This window comes from Serinicoccus kebangsaanensis (assembly GCF_008919445.1).
GTDB lineage: Bacteria > Actinomycetota > Actinomycetes > Actinomycetales > Dermatophilaceae > Ornithinicoccus > Ornithinicoccus kebangsaanensis.
In genome coordinates, this window is sequence record NZ_VSLG01000002.1 from 23,911 (window position 1) to 45,516 (window position 21,606).

Annotated in this window: 20 protein-coding genes; 6 read left to right on the plus strand and 14 right to left on the minus strand. The window is 73.2% G+C overall.

Annotated features, from left to right (window positions below; translation table 11 throughout):
- Positions 1 to 8: 8 nt before the first annotated feature.
- The 7 genes from FXF60_RS02285 to FXF60_RS02315 form a co-directional block, all read right to left on the minus strand.
- Positions 9 to 1,949, minus strand: a complete 1,941-nt coding sequence (locus FXF60_RS02285; RefSeq protein ID WP_238335657.1) for a penicillin-binding transpeptidase domain-containing protein — start codon at positions 1,947 to 1,949, stop codon at positions 9 to 11.
- Entirely contained in the window at positions 1,946 to 4,102 is a 2,157-nt protein-coding gene (locus FXF60_RS02290) for a xanthine dehydrogenase family protein molybdopterin-binding subunit (RefSeq protein ID WP_151523653.1), read from the minus strand. The genes FXF60_RS02285 and FXF60_RS02290 overlap by 4 nt, the downstream gene beginning before the upstream one ends.
- Entirely contained in the window at positions 4,099 to 5,100 is a 1,002-nt protein-coding gene (locus FXF60_RS02295) for an FAD binding domain-containing protein (RefSeq protein ID WP_151523654.1), read from the minus strand. Before FXF60_RS02295 ends, FXF60_RS02290 begins: the two co-directional genes overlap by 4 nt.
- Positions 5,097 to 5,666: a 2Fe-2S iron-sulfur cluster-binding protein gene (locus FXF60_RS02300; RefSeq protein WP_151523655.1), complete on the minus strand. Its 570-nt coding sequence runs from the start codon at positions 5,664 to 5,666 to the stop codon at positions 5,097 to 5,099. The genes FXF60_RS02295 and FXF60_RS02300 overlap by 4 nt, the downstream gene beginning before the upstream one ends.
- A gap of 4 nt (positions 5,667 to 5,670) precedes the next feature.
- Positions 5,671 to 6,315, minus strand: a complete 645-nt coding sequence (locus FXF60_RS02305; RefSeq protein WP_151523656.1) for a dienelactone hydrolase family protein — start codon at positions 6,313 to 6,315, stop codon at positions 5,671 to 5,673.
- The gene (trhA, locus tag FXF60_RS02310) at positions 6,312 to 6,983 is read right to left on the minus strand and encodes a PAQR family membrane homeostasis protein TrhA (protein WP_151523657.1); all 672 of its coding nucleotides are present in this window, start codon (positions 6,981 to 6,983) and stop codon (positions 6,312 to 6,314) included. Before trhA ends, FXF60_RS02305 begins: the two co-directional genes overlap by 4 nt.
- A gap of 65 nt (positions 6,984 to 7,048) precedes the next feature.
- Positions 7,049 to 7,738, minus strand: a complete 690-nt coding sequence (locus FXF60_RS02315) for a hypothetical protein (protein ID WP_238335658.1) — start codon at positions 7,736 to 7,738, stop codon at positions 7,049 to 7,051.
- Between the two features lie 106 nt (positions 7,739 to 7,844).
- Here FXF60_RS02315 and FXF60_RS02320 point away from each other — a divergent pair, with 106 nt between their 5' ends.
- Positions 7,845 to 8,525 carry a DUF899 family protein gene (locus tag FXF60_RS02320; RefSeq protein ID WP_151523659.1) on the plus strand — a complete coding sequence of 227 codons (681 nt, stop codon included), beginning with the start codon at positions 7,845 to 7,847 and terminating at the stop codon, positions 8,523 to 8,525.
- Positions 8,526 to 8,555: 30 nt separating this feature from the next.
- Positions 8,556 to 8,978, plus strand: coding sequence for a PPOX class F420-dependent oxidoreductase (locus FXF60_RS02325; RefSeq protein WP_151523660.1), 423 nt, complete (start codon positions 8,556 to 8,558; stop codon positions 8,976 to 8,978).
- A gap of 13 nt (positions 8,979 to 8,991) precedes the next feature.
- Here the strand turns inward: FXF60_RS02325 and FXF60_RS02330 are convergent, their stop codons facing one another.
- On the minus strand, positions 8,992 to 10,098 hold the full coding sequence (locus tag FXF60_RS02330) for a serine hydrolase domain-containing protein (protein ID WP_151523661.1): 1,107 nt from the start codon (positions 10,096 to 10,098) through the stop codon (positions 8,992 to 8,994).
- A 253-nt stretch (positions 10,099 to 10,351) separates the two neighbouring features.
- The gene (gene glsA / locus FXF60_RS02335; protein ID WP_151523662.1) at positions 10,352 to 12,148 is read right to left on the minus strand and encodes a glutaminase A; all 1,797 of its coding nucleotides are present in this window, start codon (positions 12,146 to 12,148) and stop codon (positions 10,352 to 10,354) included.
- Between the two features lie 57 nt (positions 12,149 to 12,205).
- Here glsA and FXF60_RS02340 point away from each other — a divergent pair, with 57 nt between their 5' ends.
- Positions 12,206 to 13,351, plus strand: coding sequence for a hypothetical protein (locus FXF60_RS02340; RefSeq protein WP_151523663.1), 1,146 nt, complete (start codon positions 12,206 to 12,208; stop codon positions 13,349 to 13,351).
- A 12-nt stretch (positions 13,352 to 13,363) separates the two neighbouring features.
- Here the strand turns inward: FXF60_RS02340 and FXF60_RS02345 are convergent, their stop codons facing one another.
- The 3 genes from FXF60_RS02345 to FXF60_RS02355 all read right to left on the minus strand — a co-directional run bounded on the left by FXF60_RS02345 (position 13,364) and on the right by FXF60_RS02355 (position 16,011).
- A complete protein-coding gene (locus tag FXF60_RS02345; protein ID WP_151523664.1) occupies positions 13,364 to 14,866 on the minus strand; it encodes a SulP family inorganic anion transporter in 1,503 nt (500 codons plus the stop codon).
- A gap of 148 nt (positions 14,867 to 15,014) precedes the next feature.
- Entirely contained in the window at positions 15,015 to 15,452 is a 438-nt protein-coding gene (locus FXF60_RS02350; RefSeq protein WP_151523665.1) for an inorganic diphosphatase, read from the minus strand.
- A gap of 112 nt (positions 15,453 to 15,564) precedes the next feature.
- Positions 15,565 to 16,011 carry an SRPBCC family protein gene (locus FXF60_RS02355; RefSeq protein WP_151523666.1) on the minus strand — a complete coding sequence of 149 codons (447 nt, stop codon included), beginning with the start codon at positions 16,009 to 16,011 and terminating at the stop codon, positions 15,565 to 15,567.
- Between the two features lie 18 nt (positions 16,012 to 16,029).
- On the opposite strand from FXF60_RS02355, the gene FXF60_RS02360 reads away from it, so the two are divergent.
- On the plus strand, positions 16,030 to 16,908 hold the full coding sequence (locus FXF60_RS02360; RefSeq protein WP_238335660.1) for an alpha/beta fold hydrolase: 879 nt from the start codon (positions 16,030 to 16,032) through the stop codon (positions 16,906 to 16,908).
- Between the two features lie 81 nt (positions 16,909 to 16,989).
- Here FXF60_RS02360 and FXF60_RS02365 read toward each other — a convergent pair whose 3' ends face one another.
- Complete coding sequence (locus FXF60_RS02365) at positions 16,990 to 17,535, minus strand: SRPBCC family protein (protein ID WP_238335661.1); 546 nt, start codon at positions 17,533 to 17,535, stop codon at positions 16,990 to 16,992.
- A gap of 105 nt (positions 17,536 to 17,640) precedes the next feature.
- On the opposite strand from FXF60_RS02365, the gene FXF60_RS02370 reads away from it, so the two are divergent.
- Together FXF60_RS02370 and FXF60_RS02375 are read left to right on the plus strand one after the other, a co-directional pair.
- A complete protein-coding gene (locus FXF60_RS02370; protein ID WP_151523667.1) occupies positions 17,641 to 19,836 on the plus strand; it encodes a catalase in 2,196 nt (731 codons plus the stop codon).
- A 22-nt stretch (positions 19,837 to 19,858) separates the two neighbouring features.
- Entirely contained in the window at positions 19,859 to 20,719 is an 861-nt protein-coding gene (locus FXF60_RS02375) for an SDR family oxidoreductase (RefSeq protein WP_151523668.1), read from the plus strand.
- Here the strand turns inward: FXF60_RS02375 and FXF60_RS02380 are convergent.
- On the minus strand, positions 20,668 to 21,603 hold the full coding sequence (locus FXF60_RS02380) for an EamA family transporter (RefSeq protein ID WP_238335662.1): 936 nt from the start codon (positions 21,601 to 21,603) through the stop codon (positions 20,668 to 20,670). The genes FXF60_RS02375 and FXF60_RS02380 overlap by 52 nt on opposite strands.
- Positions 21,604 to 21,606 lie beyond the last annotated feature (3 nt).

A 21,606-nucleotide genomic window follows, 5' to 3' on the forward strand; every position in this document is an offset into this window, starting at 1 on the left:
CCGCGCGCTCAGCCGTCCTCGACCACCTCGGTGAGGAAGGCGTCCATGATCGGGCCGGCCGTCGTCGACCCGCGCTCGCCCTCCTCGACGAAGACGGCCACCGCGAGGTCACCCTGGACGGCGACCATCCACACGGGCGTGCGTGGCGGGTCGTCGGTGCCCACCTCGGCCGTCCCGGTCTTGGCCAGCACCGGTGGGCCGGGGTTGTCGGCCAGCATCGAGCCCCCGCCCTCGGTGACCACCGCCCGCATCATGGTCCGCAACGCCTCCGACTCCTCGGGGCTCAGGGCGCCGTCCGGCTCGGGGACCTCCTGCCCGTCCACCACCCGGGGGACGACCGGGGAGCCCTGCGCGACGGTCGCGGCGACGACCGCCATCGCGGTCGGTGAGGCGAGCACCCTGCCCTGGCCGATGAGGCTCGCGGCGTGCTCGGTCTCGCTGGCGGCCTCGACCGGCACCGAGCCGGAGAAGGCCGTGACAGGCATGTCCCAGACGCCGCCGATCCCGAGGTCTGCCGCGGCCTGCGCCAACGCCTCCATGGGGACCCGGTCGCGCTCGGCGATGAGAGCGGTGTTGCACGAGTTGGCCATCGCGGTGGTGAGCGGGATCTCGCCCAGCGCGGACACCGGGTATCCCGGCACGTTGGTGAACTCGTAGCCGTCCACCACGAGGCTCTCGGTGCAGGTCACCGTGGTCTGCGGGGTGCTCCCGTCCCGCAGCAACCCGAGGGCCGACGCGAGCTTGAAGGTCGACCCCGGAGGATATTGCGAGGCCAGCGCCGTCGACCGCCCCTCCGAGCCAGGACCGTTGGCCAGCGCCAGGACGTCGCCGGTGGTGTGGTCGATCGCGACCAGCGCGCTGGCCGGCCCGACCTCGCCGAGGGCGGTCTCGGCCGCCCGCTGCATGCTGGTGCTCAGCGTCAGCCGCAGCGGGTCACCGGCGACCGGGTCCCGCTCGAGCAGGGTGTCGGTGACGCGACCGGTGTCCGCGTCCACCGCGGCCACGCGCAGCCCGGGCTCGCCCCGCAGCGACTCGTCGAAGGCCGCCTGCAGACCGCTGCGGCCGACCTCGTCCCCCTCGGCATACCGGTCCGGGTGCTGCTCCAGCAGCTCCTGGGTCACCGGCCCGACCGTGCCGAGCAGCGGCTGGGCGAAGGTCCGGGTGGGCCCGAGGACGAGCTCGTCCTCGATCGCGACCGCGCCCGGTATGCCCTCGGTCGCCGCGGCCAGGTCCTGCCCGTCGGGGTCGCTCTGGCGGTAGGTGATGAGCTCGACGAAGGCCTGCTCCCCGGCGGTCCAGACCCGCTCGGCATAGGGCTCGGCGTCGAGGTCCGCCGCCTGCGCCAGGTCGCGCGCCGCGCTCCGGAAGGCCTCGGGCTCGACGGCGGTCTTGTCGATCCCGATCCGCCAGACCGGCCGACCGGTCGCGAGCGGCTCGCCGTCGCGGTCGACCACGTCGGCCCGCACCGGCGGGGTCTCCTCCAGCCGCAGCTCCTGCCCTCGCGGGACGCCGAGCAGCGCGTGCTCCCACGAGGCCACCCACTGGTCCTCGGCGACCTGCATCCGCAGGGCGACCTCCTGGTCCAGGTCCGCCCCCTCGCCCGGGAGATCCCAGGTCAGCCGCAGCCGGGCCTGGGCGCGCTGCGCCTCGTCCGGCTCCCCCACGTCCAGCACCTCGACGGACAGGGGTGCCTCACCCAGGCCGGTGTGCGCCCGCTCCAGCTGGGCGGCGGCGTCTGCCGGGGTGCTGTCGACCAGGCTCACCCCACCGAGGTCGCCCGACTCCAGCCCGGCCGCCAGCTCGGCGGCCACCTGCTCCGGGCTGCCGTCCGGCCCGGCGTCGCAGGCCACGAGCGACCCACCGAGGGCGAGGGTCAGGCCGAGGATCGTGGTGCGGTGCCGCGCTCGTCCGGGAGGGGCGGCGCGGGCCACCCGTCGTCCGGCCGTCACCGTACCGTCGCCGCCGGCGCGGGTCCGCTCGATTCCCAGGCCTCGAGCACCTTGACGGGCGTGAACGGCAGCTCACGCAGGCGCAGCCCGGTCGCGTCGAAGATCGCGTTGCCGATCGCTGCGGGGACGCCGACGATCCCGACCTCCCCGATGCCCTTGGCGCCCGTCGCGCCCATCCACGGGTCGGGCTCGCCGACCCAGCCGACCTCGATGTCCACGACGTCTGCGTGCGCGGCGACGTGGTAGCCCGCCAGGTCGGCGTTGACCACGTGCCCGAAGCGGGGGTCGCGGTAGGACTCCTCGAAGAGCGCACCGGACAACCCCATCGTCATCCCGCCGACGAGCTGGCTGCGGGCGGTCCGCGGGTTCATGATCCGACCGCCGTCGAAGTGGCCGTAGAGCCGCCGCACCCGCACCTCGCCCGAGACCTCGCTGACCGCGACCTCGGCGAAGTGGGCGCCGAAGGCCATCCGACGCACCCCGCGCACCCCCTGGGGCATCCGGGTGCGTGCCCGCGTGGTGGCGCCCTCGGCAGGGTCGCTCCCGTGCTCGGCGCGGAACGCCTGCGCCGCCTCGACGACGGCGGATCCCCAGCCGAAGGTGCCGGTGCTGCCACCGGCGATGATCGCGTAGGGAGCGTCGGTCGTGCCGATCCGTGCCTCGACCTGGTCCTGCGGCACGTCCAGCGCCTGCGCGGCGATCTGGGCCAGCACCGTCCACGCGCCGGTGCCGATGTCGCTGGCCTGCATGCTCACGACGTAGCGACCGCCGGTGAAGGTGATCCGCGCCAGGCTCGGGCCCATCCCCATCTGCGGGAAGCTCGCGCTGGCCACGCCCATGCCCAGCAGCCACTCCCCCTCGCGTCGTCCGCCGGGCTGCTGCTGCTGCTCGAGACCGAAGATCCGTGCGCCCTCGGTCAGGCAGGTCGCGACGTGCCTGCTGCTCCACGGCCTCCCCGACTCCGGGTCGGCCTCCGGCTCGTTGCGCAGCCGCAGCTCGACCGGGTCCATCCCCATCTCCCGCGCGAGCTCGTCCATCGCCGTCTCGAGCGCGAACATGCCGGTGTACTCCCCCGGCGCCCGCATGAACGTGCCAGGCCCGATGTCGAGGTGCTGCGCCCGGTAGGACACCCGCCGGGTGGGGGAGGCATACATCGACAGGCTGGGGCCGGCGGTCGGGTCGACCCAGGGGATGACCCGGGAGACCGGGGCGAAGACCTCGTGGTCCACCGCGCGCAACCGACCCTGCTCGTCGGCGGCGAGCGCGACCCGCTGCCGGGTCTCGGGCCGGTAGCCGGTGCCCGCGAACATCTGCGGCCGGGTGAGCGCGACCTTGACCGCCCGCCCCGGCAGCTTCCGCGCCGCCATGGCCGTGACCATGACGTGCGGGTGCGGCATGCCCTTGGTGCCGAACGAGCCGCCGACGTAGGGCGAGATCACCTCGACCTGGGTCGGCAGCAGTCCGAAAGCCCCCGCGAGCACCCCCTGCGGCGCGACCACGCCCTGGTTGCTGTCCCACACCGTGAGCCGGGTCGAGCGCGGCTGCACGGTCGCCAGCGGCCCGAGGTCGGCGTGCCACAGCGCGACCATGCTGTGCGGCTCGATCGGGTTGTGGTGGTTGACCGGGGTCGCATAGTGCCCCTCGACGCGGTATGCCGCTCCCGCGAGCTCGCCGTCGACGTCACCGACGGTGTGCTGACCCGGGTAGACCCCCATCACCCGGCGCAGCGGCCGGACGCCGGGGTCCTCGGGGTCGAGACGCACGTCGGGCCCGGACGGAGGGGCGGCGTAGTCCACCCGGACCAGGGACGCGGCATACCGGGCGGTCTCCAGCGAGTCGGCCACGACGGCGGCGACGATCTCGCCGCGGTAGCGCACCCGCGGCTTGCGCAGCACCGCCAGGGTGGGGATCGTCGGGAGTGCCAGCCGCGGGGCGTTCTCGTGCGTGAGCACGAGGGCCACCCCGGGCACGGCACGGGCGGCCTCCGCGTCGATCCCGGTGATCGCACCGGTGGCGACGGTGGAGAGGACGGGGACCAGGAAGAGCGGGTCCTCCAGCTCGTGCTCGTAGGCGTACGGCGCCAGGCCGGAGACCTTGAGGGGGGCGTCGACCCGGGCGCGGTCGCGGCCCTGCTCGGTCGCGGCGTCGCTCATGCCGTCTCCTCCGTCAGGGCCGACAGCACGGCGGGGACGGCCCGCCGCAGCTGGGTGACCTTGTAACCGTTGTCCGGCCCCGGCCTGGCCTGCTCCATCTCGACCGCGATCGCGGCGGCGTAGGCCTCGTGGGTGGCCGGGCCGCCGCGCAGCACCTCCTCGGCCCGCAGGGCCCGGTGCGGCTTGTGCGAGACCCCACCCAGACCGATCCGCACGTCCGCGACCTGTCCGTCCCGGACCTCGAGGGCGGCGGCGACGGAGACGGTGGCGAAGGCATACGAGGCGCGCTCACGCAGCTTGCGGTAGCGGGATCGGCGGGCGAAGCCCGGGCCGGCGATCTCGATCGCCGTGATCAGCTCGCTGCGCTCGAGCGTGGTGTCGCGCTCGGGCCGGTCCCCGGGGAGCCGGTGCAGGTCGGCGAAGTCGATCCGCCGTTCGCCTAGCGGGCCCTCGACGACGACGGTGACGTCCAGGGCGGCGAGCGCCACGCACAGGTCGGAGGGGTGGACGGCGACGCAGGAGTCGGACGTCCCGATCAGCGCGTTGTAGGTGCCCAGCCCCTCGATCGCCGAGCAGCCCGAGCCCGGGTCCCGCTTGTTGCACGGGGTGCTGAGGTCCTGGAAGTAGACGCAGCGGGTGCGCTGCAGCAGGTTGCCGCCCATGGTCGCCATGTTGCGCAGCTGCCCGGACGCACCGGCCAGCATCGCCGCGCTCACCACCGGGAAGGTGCGGCGCACCAGCGGGTGGGCGGCGACGTCGGCGTTGCGGGCCAGCGCCCCGATCCGCAGCCCACCCTCCTCGAGCTCGGTGACCTCGGTGAGGTCGAGGTGGCTGACGTCGATGAGCCGGTCGGTCTCGCGGATGCCCAGGCGCAGGTGGTCGATGAGGTTCGTCCCGCCGGCGAGGTATGCCGTGCGCTCGCCCTCGCGGGAGGCGCCCGCGGTGCGGCGCAGGGCGTCGGCGACGCTGGTCGCGCGCTCGTAGGTGAAGGGCCTCACGGCTGCGCCCCGGTCCCGGCACGCCGGGCGGCCGTGTCGCGGATGGCGGCGACGATGTTGACGTAGGCGCCGCAGCGGCACAGGTTGCCGCTCATCCGCTCGCGGATCTCCTCGTCGGTGAGCTCCACCGCCGTGTCGGGGTCGGTGAGTGCACCGGGCTCGGTGACGTGGCTGGGCATACCGGCCGCGACCTCGGCGAGCATCGCCTGGGCGGAGCAGACCTGCCCCGGGGTGCAGTAGCCGCACTGCAGCCCGTCCCGGTCGACGAAGGCCTGCTGCAGGTCGCTGAGCTCGTCGGGCGTGCCGAGCCCCTCGGCGGTGACCACCTCCGCGCCGTCGAGGGAGGCGGTCAGCGACAGGCAGGACACGACCCGGCGCCCGTCGACGAGCACCGTGCAGGCGCCGCACTGCCCGTGGTCGCAGCCCTTCTTCACCGAGGTCACCCCGAGGTGGTCGCGCAGCGCGTCGAGCAGGGTCACCCGCACGTCGTGGCGCAGCTCCTGGGGGTGGCCGTTGACGACGAGCTTGGTGGACAGGTGGCTCGTTCCCCCGACGGCATGATCCATCGCCTCAGTCTGCCCCGCGGCCCTCGGCGGCGCACGTCGAGCCCGTCAGCACCTCGACCAGGTGGGCGGAGGCCAGGCGGTGCCAGGCGGCGCGATGGCGCATCATGCCGTGGGTGTCGGCGAGGTCGGTCCGCGCCCGCGCGTCCGCGCCGAGACCGCGCAGCCGCTCGGCGGCGAGGCGGGAGCCCTCGGCCGCGGTCATCTGGTCCTCGGAGCCGTGCAGCAGCAGCACCCGGCCGCTGGCCGGCGGCCGCAGCACCGACAGGTCGGCCTCGTCCACCCAGGCGGCCGCCGTGACCACCGTCTCGACCCCGTCGGCGAGGTGCAGCGCCACCCGGCCCCCCATCGAGTAGCCCAGCAGGCCCACCGGCAGGCCCGGGTGCTCGGCACGCACGGTCTCCAGCGCCCACCGCGCGTCCCGCACCGGTGCGCCGTCGTTCCAGCCGCGCCGGGCATACCGCAGGAAGGAGACGTCGATCCGGTGCGGCGCCCCGGCCCGAGCCACCGCGCTCGCGAAGAGGCGGCTGCGCAGCACCGAGAGCTGGCGCCAGCTCGTCGGCTCGGTGCTGCGCTGCTGGCCGCCGTGCAGCACGAGGACGTGGGCGCACGGATCCCGGTGGCGGCGCACCGTGTGCAGGCGCCGGGTCACAGGAGGTAGCGGTACATCAGCAGGAAGTGCAGGGCGGCTGCGAGCATCACCAGCAGGTGCCAGATCTCGTGGAAGCCGAAGACGCCGGGCACCGGGTTGGGCCGCTCCAGGATGAAGATGATGAAGCCGATGCTGTAGACCACGCCCCCGGCGGCCATGAGCACCAGCGCTCCGGTGGGCAGCTCGAGCCCGCCGAGGACCAGCACCACGGGCATCCACCCGAGCACGATGTAGAGCGTGTTGGTGACCCACTTGGGCAGCTCGCGCCAGACCGACCGGGCCGCGATGCCGAGTCCCGCGATGCCCCAGACGGTGCCGAGCACCGCCCAGCCGAAGGCCGTCCGGTCCAGCACCAGCACGATCGGCGTGACCGTGCCCGCGATGAGGAAGAAGACCGAGGTGTAGTCCAGCGTCCGCAGCACGTCGTTGACCTTCGGCCCGCGGTCGAACCCGTGGTGCACCGTGCTGGCGACGAAGAGGGTCACGAGGGAGGCGGCATACACCGACAGCCCGACCACCCGCCACGGGTCGCCGCCGACGCCCGCCTGCGCGATGAGCAGGGCGGCACCGAGCACGGCGAAGCAGGACGCGACGAGGTGGGAGATCGTGTTGATCCGCTCGTCGGTCACATGGACGCTGCCGTCGCGGCTGCGCTGGACGGTCTCCACGGGCTCACTCTCGATGTCGGACACGGCGTATGTCGATGGTAGCCGGGGCGTGGTGCAGGCAACGTTCAGCCGGGCAGCACCCGGCGGCCCTCCCAGGTGCCGTGCTCGGAGACGGGCCGGAAGCGCAGCGTCGTGAACTCGTGGTGGAAGTCGCGGCGCTCCCGCTCGACCATCGCGTCGGCGTGCCGGCGAGGTGCCTCGACGCTCCCGTCGGTGCGCCCGTGGACCATGCCGGTCATCTCGCGGGCGCTGCGCCAGACCGAGAAGGTGGAGACGGTGCGGGATGGCCGGAAGGCGGCGAGCGCCAGGGTCGTGGCGGGGTGGTCCCGCACCAGCCGCTCCACCGGCCGCCCCCAGTGCACGAAGCGCGGCACCTCCGGCAGCCGCATCCGCGCCAGCGTCACCGCGACGACCGGCTCGGCCGGGTCCGAGCGTCCGGCGAGCTCGGGCAGGTCCCCCAGCTCGCGCACCCGGCCCCAGCGGCGCAGGAACTCCAGCCGCACGTGCCAGCCCTGCGCCAGCTCGCGCCCGAGCTGGTCCTGCTCCAGGAAGCGCTGCAGCGCACCCTCGTCCTCCCAGGCCGCGAAGACCGCGAGCCGGCGCAGCTGCAGCCGGTCCGGTGAGACGACCGGTGCGCCCAGCCGCATCGTGACCATCGTCTCCGCGTGCCGCAGACCGGGCACGTCCCGCAGCGGCCGCGCCAGCGCCCGGGCGCCGGTGCGTGCCGGCACCTGCACCAGGTGGAAGGAGTGCACCACCGCAACCTACCGATGAGTCCGCAGGGCCGGCACGGTCCACCTCGCAGGACCGGCTGCGCCCAGGCACGCTGGTCGACACCAGGACGACCGGAGGACGACACCCATGAGCAACCCCAAGACGCAGCAGCCCGAGGCGGCCCCGCAGGTCGTCGACCGCGCAGCCTTCGACGCCGCCCTGGAGGAGCAGGTCGCGCGGGACAAGGAGGTCACCCGCCTGGGCGACCAGGTCTCGGCCGCGCGTCGCCGGCTCCCGATGGTGGAGGTGGACAACTACACCTTCGAGGGCCCGGACGGTCCGGTGACGCTGGTGGAGCTCTTCGGCGATCACTACCTGCTGCTGGTGCAGAACGTCATGCACGGCGTGGACTGGGACGAGGGTTGCCCGAGCTGCACGTGGGCGGTGGACAACCTGCCGGCCAACATGGAGCGGATGGGCGAGGAGGGCATCGCCTTCGCGATGATCTCGCAGGCACCGATCGACAAGCTGGAGGCGTGGCGAGCGCAGCACGGCTGGCCGCACACGTGGGTCTCCTCCGGGGGGACGAGCTACCACGACGACTGGGGCTGGACTGTCGAGGGCGAGGACGGCTCACCCTTCCCCCTCCCGGGGTACTCGTACTACCTGCTGCACGACGGCAGGCCCTACCTCACCTACATGACGGGCGCACGGGGCACCGAGGCGATCCTGCCGGTCGCGCACATCATGGACCGCACGGTCTACGGGCGGCAGCAGGACTGGGAGGACAGCCCGGAGGGCTGGCCGCAGTACCCGACGTACGGGTGAGGGTCCAGCAGGATGCGCCATAGTGGGCGCATGGAGGCAGCACTGCGCGACATCCTGACGGCGGGCGGCACCGGCGCCCTCACGACCATCAAGCGGGACGGCCGGCCGCAGCTGTCGATGGTGACCTACGTGATCGACCCCGAGGCGACCCTCGTCCGGGTCTCCACGACCGACGGCCGGGCCAAGGTCGCCAACCTGCGCCGCGACCCGCGCGGGAGCCTCTACGTCACCAGCTCGTCGGGATGGTCGTATGCCGTCGCCCAGGGCACCGTCGAGCTCTCACCCGTCGCCGGGGCGGAGGACGACCCGGTGGTCGAGGACCTCGTCCAGCTCTACCGCGACGCGAACGGCGAGCACCCCGACTGGGACGAGTACCGCCAGGCGATGGTGGCCGACCGGCGGCTCGTCGTCCGGCTGCGGGTGGAGCACGTCTACGGCGTGGCCCAGGGCTGAGCCGCCGCCGAGGTCACAGCTGCTGCAGGTCGCTGAAGAGCTGCATCACGGGAGCGTCCATCTCGACCTGGGTGAGCAGCACGGCATACCGCCCGGAGCGGGGGTCCACCCACAGGTCCGTGCCCAGGCCGCCGGACCAGCCGAACCGGCCCGCGTGCGCTGCCGTCCGCTCGACGGCGACGCCGAAGCCCCAGCCCGAGGAGTCCCAGAACCCGGGGAAGAAGCTGCCCGAGTCCTTGGCGGCGTCCGGCACCTGGTCGACCCGCAGCTGGGCGAGCAGCTCGGCACCGACGATCCGCTCGCCGTCGTGCACCCCACCGGCTGCCAGCACCCGGGCGAAGGCGGCGTAGTCCCGCACCGTCGAGACCAGCTCGTCGTGCGCCCGGTCCGCGGCGTCGTCGGCGACGTAGTGGCCCGCACCAGCCGGCTCGATCTGCACCAGCGTGCCGTCGTCCTGCCGCCGGTAGGCCGCGGGGAGGCGGTCCGCGGCGCCGGGGGCGACGGCATACCCCGTGTCGTGCATGCCCAGCGGGTTCAGCAGGTCGTCGGCCAGGTGGTCGCCGAGCGGTCGCCCGGCCACGCGCCCCAGCAGGATGCCGAGGAGCCCGAAGGAGTGGTGGTAGCGCCACCTCTCCCCCGGCTGCGCCACCAGCGGCAGCGAGCTGAGCGCCCCTAGCCACTCCGGGGCGCTCAGCGTGAGCGGGTCGGGGCCCGCCTCGACGCCGGCCTCCCGCATCGCCTCCTGCAGCGGCGACTCCTCGAGGACCATGCCGTAGCCCGAGGTGCAGGTGAGCAGGTGCCGCACCGTGACCCTGCCCCGCGCGGGCACCGTGTCGTCCAGCGCGGCGTCGGGCGACCGCAGCACCTGCCGGTCGGCGAGCTCGGGCACCCATCGCTCGACCGGGTCGTCCAGGGTGATCGCCCCCGCGCCCACCAGGCGGAGCGCGGCGACCGCGAGCACCGGCTTGGTCATCGACGCGATCCGCACGACCGCGTCCTCGGCGAGCTCGCCCACGGCCGCGACCTCGATCGCGCCGTCGGCGTCGCCCAGGGCGGCCACGATGCCGGGGGCGGTGCCCTGGTCCAGGTGGCGGTCCAGCAGGTCGGTCAGCTCGCTCATCGTCTCGTCTCCCGATGGATGGATGGGGCGCTGGTCCGACCGTCGACCGGCCGGTGACTCATCGGTCCGGGTGCGACGGCGGACGTGCACGACGCCTGCTCCCCCACGGTATGCCCGTGCTCAGGTCCGCGGTGCACGTCGGGCCGCACGTGGGGACGGCGAATGACACCGGTGTAGTTCTCCACAGGCTGTGCACATCCTGGGGACGACGCGGTGGCTCGTCGGTGGGCACGTGGGCCGGAGCCCCGCGAGCTCAGCCGGCGCGGACGGCGCTGCGGCGCAGCGCCCGGTCGGCCACGCGGTAGCCGTCGCGGGCCATGGCCTGCCAGATCGGCAGCGCGACCGCGGGGTCGTCCTCGGTGATCCGTGCCAGGTCGTCGGCCGAGAGGACGAGCAGCTCCAGCTCGGTCGCGGCGCGGATCGTCGTCTCCTGCACCTCACCGGTGCCGAGGGCGAGCTCGCCGAAGGACGTGCCCGGCCCCATCGTCACCAGCGTCATCAGCTCGCCGTCCGGCCCGGTGTCCTCCGCCACCGCCTTCCCGGCGACGATGAGGTGGATGCCGGCGAAGCCGCCGCCCGCCTCCAGGACCACCTCGCCCCCCGGCACAGTGCGCCGGGTCATCGCCGCGCGCACCGCCTCCAGGGCGGCGCCGTCGAGGTCGCGCACCAGGGGGTGGTCCTCCACCGGGTCGGGCTCCTTGCGCGGGCCGCAGTGGGTGCGGATGAGCTGCCGCTCGCACCACTCGATCGCGGTGGGCAGGTCGGTGAAGATCGGCGAGGCCTGGTCGGTCCCGGCGTCCGGGTCGGGGAAGACGCCGTCCGGGTCGACCGCGATCCCCTCCGAGCCCTCCTCCCGGAGCCGGTCCCGCAGCGCCAGCAGCGTCACCCGGCTCACCTCGGCGATGTCGTTGACGTGGGTCAGGTCGAAGATCGCCAGCTCGGGCGCGTCCTGCACCACCTGGCGGACGACGGCCTCGGCCCCGGCGAAGAGGATGTCGCCGTGCAGCTCGTAGACCCGCGCCCGGTCCGAGACCCGCTCCAGCACCTCCTGGTCCGCGCCCTGCCAGCGCGTGGTGGAGCGGGCGGTGGCCAGCGAGTAGCTGCTGCGCAGGGCGCTGCGCGAGCCTCGGCTGACGTGCATGAGATGCAGCTCCATGTCGGTCGACATCCGCTCGAAGAGCGCGACGCCGCGGGCACTGTTGCCGTGCGCGTCCAGCCGCGGTGAGAAGACCGCCAACCCGACCTGTCCGGGAAGGATGCCGATGATGCCGCCGCTGACCCCGCTCTTGGCCGGTATGCCCACGGCCGTCACCCAGTCCCCGGCCGCGTCGTACATGCCGCAGGTGGTCATGACCGACAGGACGTGCTCGACCAGCGTGGGGTCGAGCACCTGCTCCCCGGTGCGCGGCTGCCGTCCTCCGTTGGCCAGGGTCGCCGCCATGAGCGCCAGGTCGCGGGTGTCGACCGCCACCGAGCACTGGCGGACGTACTGGTCCAGCACCTCCTCCGGGTCGCCCTCGAGGATCCCGAACTCGCGCAGCATGTGCGCGATGGCCCGGTTGCGGTGGGCCGTCCCCAGCTCCGAGGAGTAGATCGAGGTGTCCAGCTCGAGCTCGCGACCGGCGAAGCGGCCGTACCACTCCAGCGCCCGGGCGAAGCGTGCGTCGCCGCTGTCGCCGGAGACCAGCGAGGACGCGGTGATCGCCCCCGCGTTGATCATCGGGTTCTTCGGTCTCCCCGTGTCCGGCGAGACGCTGATCTCGTTGAAGGCGTCACCGGACGGCTCGACGTCCACCTTCCGCGCCACCGCCTCGACGCCCTGGTCGTGCAGGCCGAGGGCATACGTGAACGGCTTGGACATCGACTGGATGCTGTAGCGGTGGTCGGCCTCCCCCACCTCGTAGACCTGGCCGTCCACGCTCGCGAGGCACAGCGCGAAGCGGTCGGGGTCGGCCGCCGCGAGCTCGGGGATGTAGGCGGCCACCTCCCCGCCCGAGTCGCCGCACTGCTCGACGATCTGCTCGAGATAGTCCTGCACCGGGTTGCGCATCAGAGTCCTCCTCGCCGTGGCCGACCCGATGAGCCTACGGGTGGCAGGATCGGGGTCATGTCGGACGATCAGGCGCGCACGCTCGAGGCGGTGCGACGGTATGCCGTCGAGCTCGACGCGCAGGTGCTGACCGGGCCTGGCGTGTGCTCGGGCCTGGGCGCGTGGCTGCTGCTGGCGCTGGCGGCAGGCAGCGGCAGCGCCGACGAGCCGGGTGCCGCGGCCCTCACCGACGCCCTGGGGCTGAGCCCGCAGGAGGCGGTGGCCGCGCTGACCCGGCTGCTGGACGACCCGCACCCCGCCGTCGCGGCGGCGGTGGCGCGGTGGGCGGACGCCGGGAGCCTCACCGAGGACTTCGCCGCGTGGTCCGTGCCGGAGCGGGTCGAGGACGGGCCGCTGCCGGACCAGGCCGGGGCGGACCGCTGGGCCAGCGAGCGGACCGACGGCCTGATCGAGAGCTTCCCGGTGGAGATCACCGAGCTGACCCGCCTGGTGCTGGCGTCCGCGCTGGCCAGCCGCATCTCGTGGACCACGCCGCTGACCGAGGAGGCGGACGGTGGTCTCGGCACCGAGGCCGCCACCGCCCGGCACGCCGTCCTCGACACCGGGGCCGCGGGGCAGGTCGGCGTGGTCGCCCCGACCTCCTCCTCCGGCCTGGCCGTCGTCAGCGTCATCGCCGACCCCCAGGTGCCACCCGGGCGGGTGATCGCGGCGGCGCACGAGGTCGCCGCCCGCTTCGCCAGCCCGCGCATGCTGCAGGGCGTCGAGGTGAGCGCCGACGGCCACGCCTGGACCGTGACCGAGCGCCGGGAGGTGCGGCCTAGCTTCCGGGACGTGGTGGAGGAGTGGACCGGCTGGGTGCCGGCGTGGCGGATCAGCAGCGACCACGACCTGTCGGCCGCCCCGGGCTTCCCGGCCGCGATGGCCGCGATGGGTCGGTTCGTCCTGCCGGCCGAGCGACCGGCCGAGTGCGGGGCCCGGCAGAGCGCCGTGGCCGCCTACTCGGCGACCGGCTTCGAGGCGGCCGCGGTCACCGGAATGGCCGTCCGCGCCGCGGGGCTGCCCCAGGAGCAGGAGGTCCTGGTGCGGGAGATCCACCTGCGCCTGGACCGGCCGCACGCGGTGGTCGCCGTCGCGCTCGACCACGGCGGCGCCTGGCACGGCATCCCCGTCTTCACCGCCTGGGTGGACCCGGCGGAGCACTGAGGCCGCGCAGGGTCAGAGGCTGCCGAGCCGTCCGGCGAGCTGGCGGTGCCGGGAGAGGCTGGACTCGTTGAGCCCCTGGATGTCGACCGTGGTGCCGTGCGCCGCATACTTGCGCTCGATCGCGTCGAGGGCGGCGACGGTCGACGCGTCCCAGATGTGCGAGTCGCTCATGTCGATGACCACCGTCCCGGGGTCGCCGGCGTAGTCGAACTGGTGCACCAGGTCGTTGCTGGAGGCGAAGAAGAGCTCGCCCACGACCTTGTAGGTGCGCACCTCGGGGTCGTCGCCGGGGACGGTGACGACCTGGGTGAAGTGGGCGACCCGGCGGGCGAAGACGACCATCGCGGTGAGCACCCCGACCACCACGCCGATCGCGAGGTTGTGCGTGGCGATAGTGGTGACGACGGTCGCGAGCATGACGACGTTTTCGCTCTTGGGCATCCGGCGCAGCGTCGACGGGGCGATGCTGTGCCAGTCGAAGGTCGCGACCGAGACCATGATCATCACCGCGACCAGCGCCGCCATCGGGATGGAGGCGACGAGGTCGCCGAGCGCGACGACGAGGACGAGCAGGAAGACGCCGGCGAGGAAGGTCGAGATCCGGGTCCGCGCGCCGGAGGCCTTGACGTTGACCATGGTCTGGCCGATCATCGCGCAGCCGCCCATGCCGCCGAAGAGGCCCGTGACGAGGTTGGCTACGCCCTGTCCCCACCCCTCGCGGGTCTTGTCCGACCCGGTGTCGGTGATGTCGTCGACGAGCTTGGCGGTCATCAGCGACTCCATCAGCCCGACGAGCGCCATGCCGAGGGCATACGGCGCGATGATCTGCAGCGTCTCCCAGGTGAGGGGGACGTCCGGGACCAGCAGGGAAGGCAGGCTGTCCGGCAGCCGCCCCTCGTCGCCGACGTCGGGCAGGCTCCACCCCGCGGCGAGCGCCATCGCGGTGAGCAGCACGATGGCGACCAGCGGGGCGGGGACGACCGTCGTCACCCGCGGCAGCAGGACCATGATCGCGATGCCGGCCGCGACGAGCGGGTAGACCAGCCAGGGCACCCCCAGCAGGTGGGGCAGCTGCGCCATGAAGATGAGGATCGCCAGCGCGTTGACGAAGCCGACCATGACCATGCGCGGCAGGAAGCGCATCAGCCTGGCCACCCCCAGCAGGGACAGCACGATCTGCAGCGCACCGGCCAGCAGCACCGTGGCGATGAGGTAGTCCAGGCCGTGCTCGGCGACGACCGGGGCGATGACCAGTGCGATCGCCCCGGTGGCGGCGGAGATCATGGCCCGGCGACCGCCGACGACCGCGATGGTCACCGCCATGGTGAAGGACGCGAAGAGCCCCACCCGCGGGTCGACACCGGCGATGACGGAGAACGAGATGGCCTCGGGGATCAGGGCCAGCGCGACGACGAGGCCGGCCAGGATCTCGGTGCGCAGCCGCGCCGGGCTGCGCAGCGCGGCGCGGACGGAGTGCGGGTCGGGGGTGGTCGAGGGCGCGGAGGCAGGCAGCATGGACAGGGCGAGTCCTCGCAGAATCGTCGGTGGTGTCAGGGAGATATGCCGCCGGGCCGGTCTGGGTGGGCACCCACCGAGGGCAGCGGCTCCAGTCTATCGCGTCGGGAGACTGGGGAGCGCCGGACGCCGGGTCGGCGGCACGCCGTCAGGACGGAGCGCCGACCAGCGTCCCGACCGCCGCGTCGCGGTCCTGGTGCTCCAGCACGCTGACCTTCTTGACCTCGAGCATGCGGTAGGCCTCGAAGAAGGCGTCGAGCTCGTCGCGGAAGGCCTGCGGCAGGTCCTCCAACCCCTGGAGGTGGTCCCGGTGGTGGTCGTGCAGCGGCACGCAGATGAGCTTGGTCTCCTCGATCTCACCGACCTGCAGCAGGAAGCCGGCGACCACCCGGCACCGGATCCGGATGCCCGGGAAGGTCGGCTCGTCGATGAGGACGAGTGCGTCGAGGGCATCGCCGTCCTCCCCGTCGGCACCCATGACATACCCGTAGTCGCCCGGGAAACCGGCCGGTCCACCGAGCCGGCGGTCGAACCACATCTCGCCGTCGGCTCCGACCTGGTACTTGTTCCGGCTACCGCGAGGGATCTCGACGACGACGTTTCAGACCCCGTCGGCGTGCATGGCGTCGCGGTCGTCCCAGGTCTCCTCGCCCATGGACCCCGAGGCTACGCACCGGGCTCCGCGTGCCGCCAGGCGGTCAGCCCTCGGCGACCGCGGCGAGCCGATCCAGCGAGGCGCGCAGGTTGTCGGCGGTGGTGCTGCGGGCCTTGGCCAGGCGGGACTCGTCGGTGAGCTCGGTCCAGTCGTAGACGTGGGTCACGCGGCAGCGACCCTCGCCCAGCGGCTCGACCTGCCAGCCCCACTCGTGCCCGGCCGGGTCCTGGCCCTCGCTCGCCGGTCGCCAGGCGACCCGGCGACCCTCCTCGAAGGCCACGACGTGGTTGTCGCGCACCTTGTCGTTGGTGAGCCGCATCGAGAAGACGTCGCCCACGGCGCGGATCCGCTCGCCCCGGACGATCTCGGCCAGGTTGTCGTTGCCGTCCCAGTCGGGCTGGCGGCCCGGGTCGGCGATGAGCTCGAAGACCACCTCCGCCGGCGCCTCGATGTCGCGGCTGGCGGTGATGACGCGCTGTTCGCTGTCCATGGGTCCATGATGGACCCCATGACCGCAGCCCGGGGCAGCAGCGACACCCGCACCGTCGGCGAGGGCGCCGACCTCATCACGTATGACGTCCACGGCGATCTCGCGGACGCCTCGCCCGACCGCCCGGTCCTGCTGGCCTTCGGCTCGCCGATGGACGCGGTGGGCTTCCTGGCGCTCGCCGAGCAGCTCGACGACCGGCCGGTGGTGACCCTGGACCCGCGCGGCTCGGGCCGCAACCCACGGGGCACCGACCCGATGACCCCGGAGCAGCACGCCGAGGACCTGCACCGCGTGGTCGAGGCTCTCGGCGCCGCGCCGGTGGACGTCTTCGGCTCCAGCGGGGGCGCCGTCAACGCCCTCGCGCACGCCGCGGCATACCCGGAGGACGTGCGCCGGGTCGTGGCCCACGAGCCGCCGCTGGCCACCTACCTGCCGGACCGGGAGACGCTGCTCGCCGCCTGCGCGGACCTGGAGCAGACCTACGAGCGGGACGGCCACGGCCACGCGATGGCCCAGTTCATCGCGCTCGTGATGGCGCCCGGTGAGCTGGACGCGGCATACCTCCAGCAGCCCGCCCCTGACCCCGCCGCCTTCGGCATGCCGGCTGAGGACGACGGGTCGCGCGACGACCCGCTCTTTCGCAACCTGCCCGCGTGCAACGCGCTGGAGCTCGACGTGGAGCGGCTCGGCACGCTCGGGGACCGGCTGGTGCTGGCCGTCGGCGAGGACTCGGGCGAGACGTTCGCCGCCCGCGGCGCCCGGTCCGTGGCGCGGGCGCTGGGCGGCGAGGCCGTGGTCGTGCCCGGTGACCACGGCGGATTCATGGGAGAGGTCTACGGCCAGCCCGCCGGCAAGCCCGAGGAGTTCGCCGCAGCGCTGCGCGAGATCCTCGGCTGACCACCCTGGTGCAGGAACGGTGCGTCACATCCGTCGCCCTGACGACGGATGTGACGCACCGTTCCTGCACCACCGTCGAGGTCACCCCTCGAGGACGGCCTTCATCCGCTCCAGCGTGGTGCGCATCCCCTGCTCGTTGGTGCGCCCGCGCATCCTCCCGAGCAGCGCCCAGTAGACCCGCAGCGGGAGCATCGGCTCGAGCCGGTAGTACTCGGTGACGTCGGTGCCGCCACCGGACGGCTGGAGCCGGTAGCCCCAGTTGTTGACCGCGACCTTCTTCGTGCCGACGGAGAACTCGAAGACCCGCTCCGGCTCGCAGCGGGTGACCCGGCAGGCGGACCAGTAGGTCGGACCCACGCCGTTGCGCACCACCTTCCCGGCGAAGGTCGCGCCCACCTCCGGTCCGGTCGACCCGCCGGTCCAGCGCCCGGCGACCGTCTCGGGGCTGAACTCGCCGATCCGCGTGACGTCGCTGATCAGCGCCCAGACCCGGTCCGGTGGCGCGTCCATGTGCAGCGTGACCTCACCGCCGAGCGGTCTCATCTGCTCCTCCTCGCTGCGGCACCCGGTATGCGCCGCGGTCGGCTCCTGCGGACGACGGTAGTGGGTCGGGGTGCGGCCGCCCATCACACCCTGACGGGTGGTGTGGGCCGGTCGCGCCGTGACTAACGTCGACGTGGTCCCGTCCGGCGACCGCCACGTCACCGGTCACCCGATCACCGAGGGGTTCACATGGCCGCGCGCGAGAACGACACCGCCACCTCAGCAGTGGACCTGCACGAGCCGTCCGCACCGCACTACCCGCCGGCACCCGAGGCTCCGGCACCGCCCACCCCGCGGCACGCCGGCGCCGCGGCGGACAACGCGGTCTACACCGAGCGGACGCAGCCCGGTCACGGCGGTGAGCTGCACCAGCAGCCCGGCCCCGACCAGCCCACGCTCACCACCTCCCAGGGGCAGCCGCTGTCGGACGGCCAGAACTCGCTGACGGCCGGTGAGGCGGGGCCGACGCTGCTCGAGGACTTCGCCCTGCGCGACAAGATCTTCCACTTCGACCACGAGCGGATCCCCGAGCGCGTCGTGCACGCCCGCGGCTACGGCGCGCACGGGACCTTCACCGCCGCCGAGGACCTCTCGGACCTGACCTGCGCCTCCGTGTTCGCGAAGGCGGGCAAGCAGACCCCGGTCTTCGTCCGGTTCTCCACGGTCGCCGGCAACCTGGGGTCGTTCGACCTCGCCCGGGACGTGCGCGGCTTCGCGACGAAGTTCTACACCGACGAGGGCAACTGGGACCTGGTCGGCAACAACATCCCGGTCTTCTTCATCCAGGACGCGCTCAAGTTCCCCGACCTGATCCACGCGGTGAAGGAGGAGCAGGACCGGGGCTGGCCGCAGGCGCAGTCCGCCCACGACACCTTCTGGGACTTCGCGGGGCTGATGCCCGAGTCGACGCACATGCTGATGTGGCAGATGTCGGACCGCGCCATCCCACGCTCCTTCCGGTTCATGCAGGGCTTCGGCGTGCACACCTTCCGGTTCGTCGACAAGGACGGTCGGAGCACCTTCGTCAAGTTCCACTGGGTGCCCAGGCAAGGGCTGCAGTCGGTGGTGTGGAACGAGGCGGTGAAGATCAACGGGGCCGACCCGGACTTCCACCGCAAGGACCTGTGGCAGGCCATCACCAACGGGGACCTGCCGGAGTGGGACCTCGCCGTGCAGACCTTCGACGACGAGTTCGCCGACCAGTTCGAGTTCGACGTGCTGGACGCGACGAAGCTCATCCCCGAGGAGCAGGTGCCGCTGCGGGTGATCGGCACGATGCGGCTCGAGCGCACCGTCGACAACGTCTTCAGCGAGACCGAGCAGGTCGCCTTCTGCACCCAGAACATCGTGCCCGGGATCGACTTCACCAACGACCCGCTCCTCCAGGGTCGCAACTTCTCCTACCTGGACACCCAGCTCAAGCGGCTGGGCAGCCCCAACTTCAGCCAGCTCCCCGTCAACGCGCCCCGCTGCCCGGTCGCCCACTTCCAGCGGGACGGGCACATGCAGACCGGGCGTCAGGCCGGCCGGGCCACCTACGAGCCGAACTCCTTCACCGGAGCAGCGGCGGGGCCGCGCGCGGACGCGGAGAAGGGCTTCCGCAGCGCGGAACGCCCGGTGAGCGGCGACACCCGCCGGATCAGGCCGGAGTCGTTCGCGGACCACTACTCCCAGGCCGGGCAGTTCTGGCGCAGCCAGAGCGCGGTGGAGCAGCAGCACATCCGGATGTCGTTCGTCTTCGAGCTCTCCAAGTGCGAGATCCCCCAGATCCGCACGCGTGTCGTCGCCAACCTGCGCAACGTCGACGAGGAGCTGGCCGCCGCCGTGGCCGACGGTCTCGGGATGGAGCTGCCGGAGGCGACCGAACCGCACACCCGGCCGAACCACGACCTGCCGGCTTCACCCGCGCTGAGCATGACAACTCGGGCGCCGGAGAGCTTCGCCGGCCGCAAGCTGGGCATCCTCGTGAGCGACGGCGTGGACGCGGGTGTGCTGGACGGGCTGCAGCAGACCTTCGAGCAGGGCGGCGCCCTGGTGGAGACGATCGGGCTCAAGGTGGGTGGGGTCACCCTCGCCGACGGCGAGCGCCGCACCGTGGACCACACCGTCGCCGGAGCCCCCTCCGTGCTCTTCGACGCGGTGGCCCTGCTGGGTGCGGGACCGGCCGCCGAGCAGCTGGCCGGTCACCCTGCCACCCGCGACTTCGTCGCGGACGCCTTCAGCCACTACAAGGTCATCGGCCACCTCCCCGGTGCCCGGGCGATGCTCGAGGCCGGCGGCATCGCCGACAGCCTGGACGAGGCCTGCCTCGACCTCGAGTCCGTCACGCCGCAGGAGTTCCTCGACGCCTGTGCCGAGCTGCGCCGGTGGGCGCGAGACGTCTGACCGACCCGACCCAGGAGCACCCATGACCAGAGCTGACCTGTCCTCGATCCCCGGCCAGCACCAGGAGTGGCCGGGCACCGTCGCCGACCTCGACCCGCAGCCGGACCACGGCGAGCAGTCCTGGACCGGCCGGGAGCGGCTGGTCGGCCGGCGGGCACTCATCACCGGCGGCGACTCGGGCATCGGCCGCGCGGTCGCCCTCACCTTCGCCCAGGAAGGCGCCTCGGTGGCGGTGGCGCACCTGCCGCAGGAGCAGGAGGACGCCGAGCGCACCCGGCACCTGGTGGAGCAGGCGGGAGGCACCTGCCACCTCTTCCCGGTCGACCTGACCGACCGCGAGGCGAACGAGCAGGTCGCCCGGGACGCCGTCGAGGCACTCGGTGGGCTGGACGTGCTCGTCGCCAACGCGGCATACCAGATGACCCACGACGTGCTGGAGGACTTCCCGCCCGAGCAGATCGAGCGGACCTTCGCCACCAACGTGTTCTCCCCCTTCTGGTTGGTCCGTGCACTGGCCGGTCAGCTCGACACGGGTGGCTCGGTCGTCGTGACCACCTCGATCCAGGCCTACTCGCCCTCGGACCACCTGCTGGACTATGCCGCGACCAAGGCCGCGCTCAACAACCTGGTGGTCAATCTCGCGGCCGAGCTGGGGCCGCGCGGCATCCGGGTGAACGCCGTGGCACCGGGGCCGATCTGGACGCCGCTCATCCCGGCGACGATGACGGCGGACAAGGTCGAGGGCTTCGGCTCCGACACCCCGCTCGGGCGCGCCGGACACCCGGTGGAGGTGGCTGCGGCCTACGTCTTCCTCGCCTCGGACGAGGCGAGCTACGTCTCCGGGACGGTCCTCGGGGTGACCGGCGGCAAGCCGGTCTTCTGACCCGGGTCACCCGCCCGGCGGGTGGACATGGTGACCGCGTTGGCGGCCACGATGACGGCCAGACCGACCCACTCGTGCAGGGCGAGGAGCTGGCCGAGCAGCACCATCCCGACGAGCGCGGCGAGCACCGGGTGGGCGCTCATGGCGATCCCGAAGACGCCGGCCGGCACCCGCCGCAGCACGAGCAGGTCCAGGGTGTAGGGCACGACCGTCGACAGCACCCCGGCGACCACGGCATACCCGAAGGCGGCGGTGGTGAACCGTCCGGTGACGCTCAGCCACACCAGCACCGGGAGGTATGCCGTCGCCGTGACCGCGGTGGCCAGCGCCGTGCCCTGCACACCGGGCACCACGGCGCCCACCGCCCGGTTCGCGAGGATGTAGCCGCCCCAGCAGGCTGCCGCGGCCAGGCCCAGGAGCACGCCGACGTGGTCGCTGCTCGGCCCCGGCAGCACCAGCACGTAGACCCCGATCCCCGCGGCCACGGCGAGCGCCAGGTCGCGCGCCGAGCGTGAGCCCAGCAGGGCCACCGCGAGGGGGCCGAGGAACTCCAGCGTGACCGCCAGGCCGAGCCCGATGCGCTCCACGGCCGCGTAGAGGGACAGGTTCATGCCGGCGAACATCGCCGCAAGCCAGACGATCCTCAGCCACTGGGTCCGCGTCAGCCGGCGCACGGGTGGACGGGTCAGCGGCAGCAGCACCACCGAGGCGACGAGCTGCCGCACCGCGACGACACCGGCCGGGCCGATGGCCGAGAACGCGTGGCTGCCCCAGGCGGCCCCCACCTGCGTGCTGCCGGCCGCGGTGAGCATCAGCGCGACGTCCCGCGCACGGGTGCGTCCAGGGCGCGACGGGGCGAGGCTCGGGGGTGGGGCGACCGACATGCC

Bases quoted from the DNA above. Each gene is read 5' to 3' on its own strand.
- FXF60_RS02365 (WP_238335661.1), bottom strand. From the start codon at position 17,535: ATGGGCGGCCGCACCCCGACCCACTACCGTCGTCCGCAGGAGCCGACC.
- glsA (WP_151523662.1), bottom strand. From the start codon at position 12,148: ATGCGCAACCCGGTGCAGGACTATCTCGAGCAGATCGTCGAGCAGTGC.
- FXF60_RS02340 (WP_151523663.1), top strand. From the start codon at position 12,206: ATGTCGGACGATCAGGCGCGCACGCTCGAGGCGGTGCGACGGTATGCC.
- FXF60_RS02360 (WP_238335660.1), top strand. From the start codon at position 16,030: ATGACCGCAGCCCGGGGCAGCAGCGACACCCGCACCGTCGGCGAGGGC.
- FXF60_RS02290 (WP_151523653.1), bottom strand. From the start codon at position 4,102: ATGAGCGACGCCGCGACCGAGCAGGGCCGCGACCGCGCCCGGGTCGAC.
- FXF60_RS02375 (WP_151523668.1), top strand. From the start codon at position 19,859: ATGACCAGAGCTGACCTGTCCTCGATCCCCGGCCAGCACCAGGAGTGG.
- FXF60_RS02370 (WP_151523667.1), top strand. From the start codon at position 17,641: ATGGCCGCGCGCGAGAACGACACCGCCACCTCAGCAGTGGACCTGCAC.
- FXF60_RS02355 (WP_151523666.1), bottom strand. From the start codon at position 16,011: ATGGACAGCGAACAGCGCGTCATCACCGCCAGCCGCGACATCGAGGCG.
- FXF60_RS02320 (WP_151523659.1), top strand. From the start codon at position 7,845: ATGAGCAACCCCAAGACGCAGCAGCCCGAGGCGGCCCCGCAGGTCGTC.
- FXF60_RS02325 (WP_151523660.1), top strand. From the start codon at position 8,556: ATGGAGGCAGCACTGCGCGACATCCTGACGGCGGGCGGCACCGGCGCC.
- FXF60_RS02380 (WP_238335662.1), bottom strand. From the start codon at position 21,603: ATGTCGGTCGCCCCACCCCCGAGCCTCGCCCCGTCGCGCCCTGGACGC.
- FXF60_RS02345 (WP_151523664.1), bottom strand. From the start codon at position 14,866: ATGCTGCCTGCCTCCGCGCCCTCGACCACCCCCGACCCGCACTCCGTC.
- FXF60_RS02330 (WP_151523661.1), bottom strand. From the start codon at position 10,098: ATGAGCGAGCTGACCGACCTGCTGGACCGCCACCTGGACCAGGGCACC.
- FXF60_RS02300 (WP_151523655.1), bottom strand. From the start codon at position 5,666: ATGGATCATGCCGTCGGGGGAACGAGCCACCTGTCCACCAAGCTCGTC.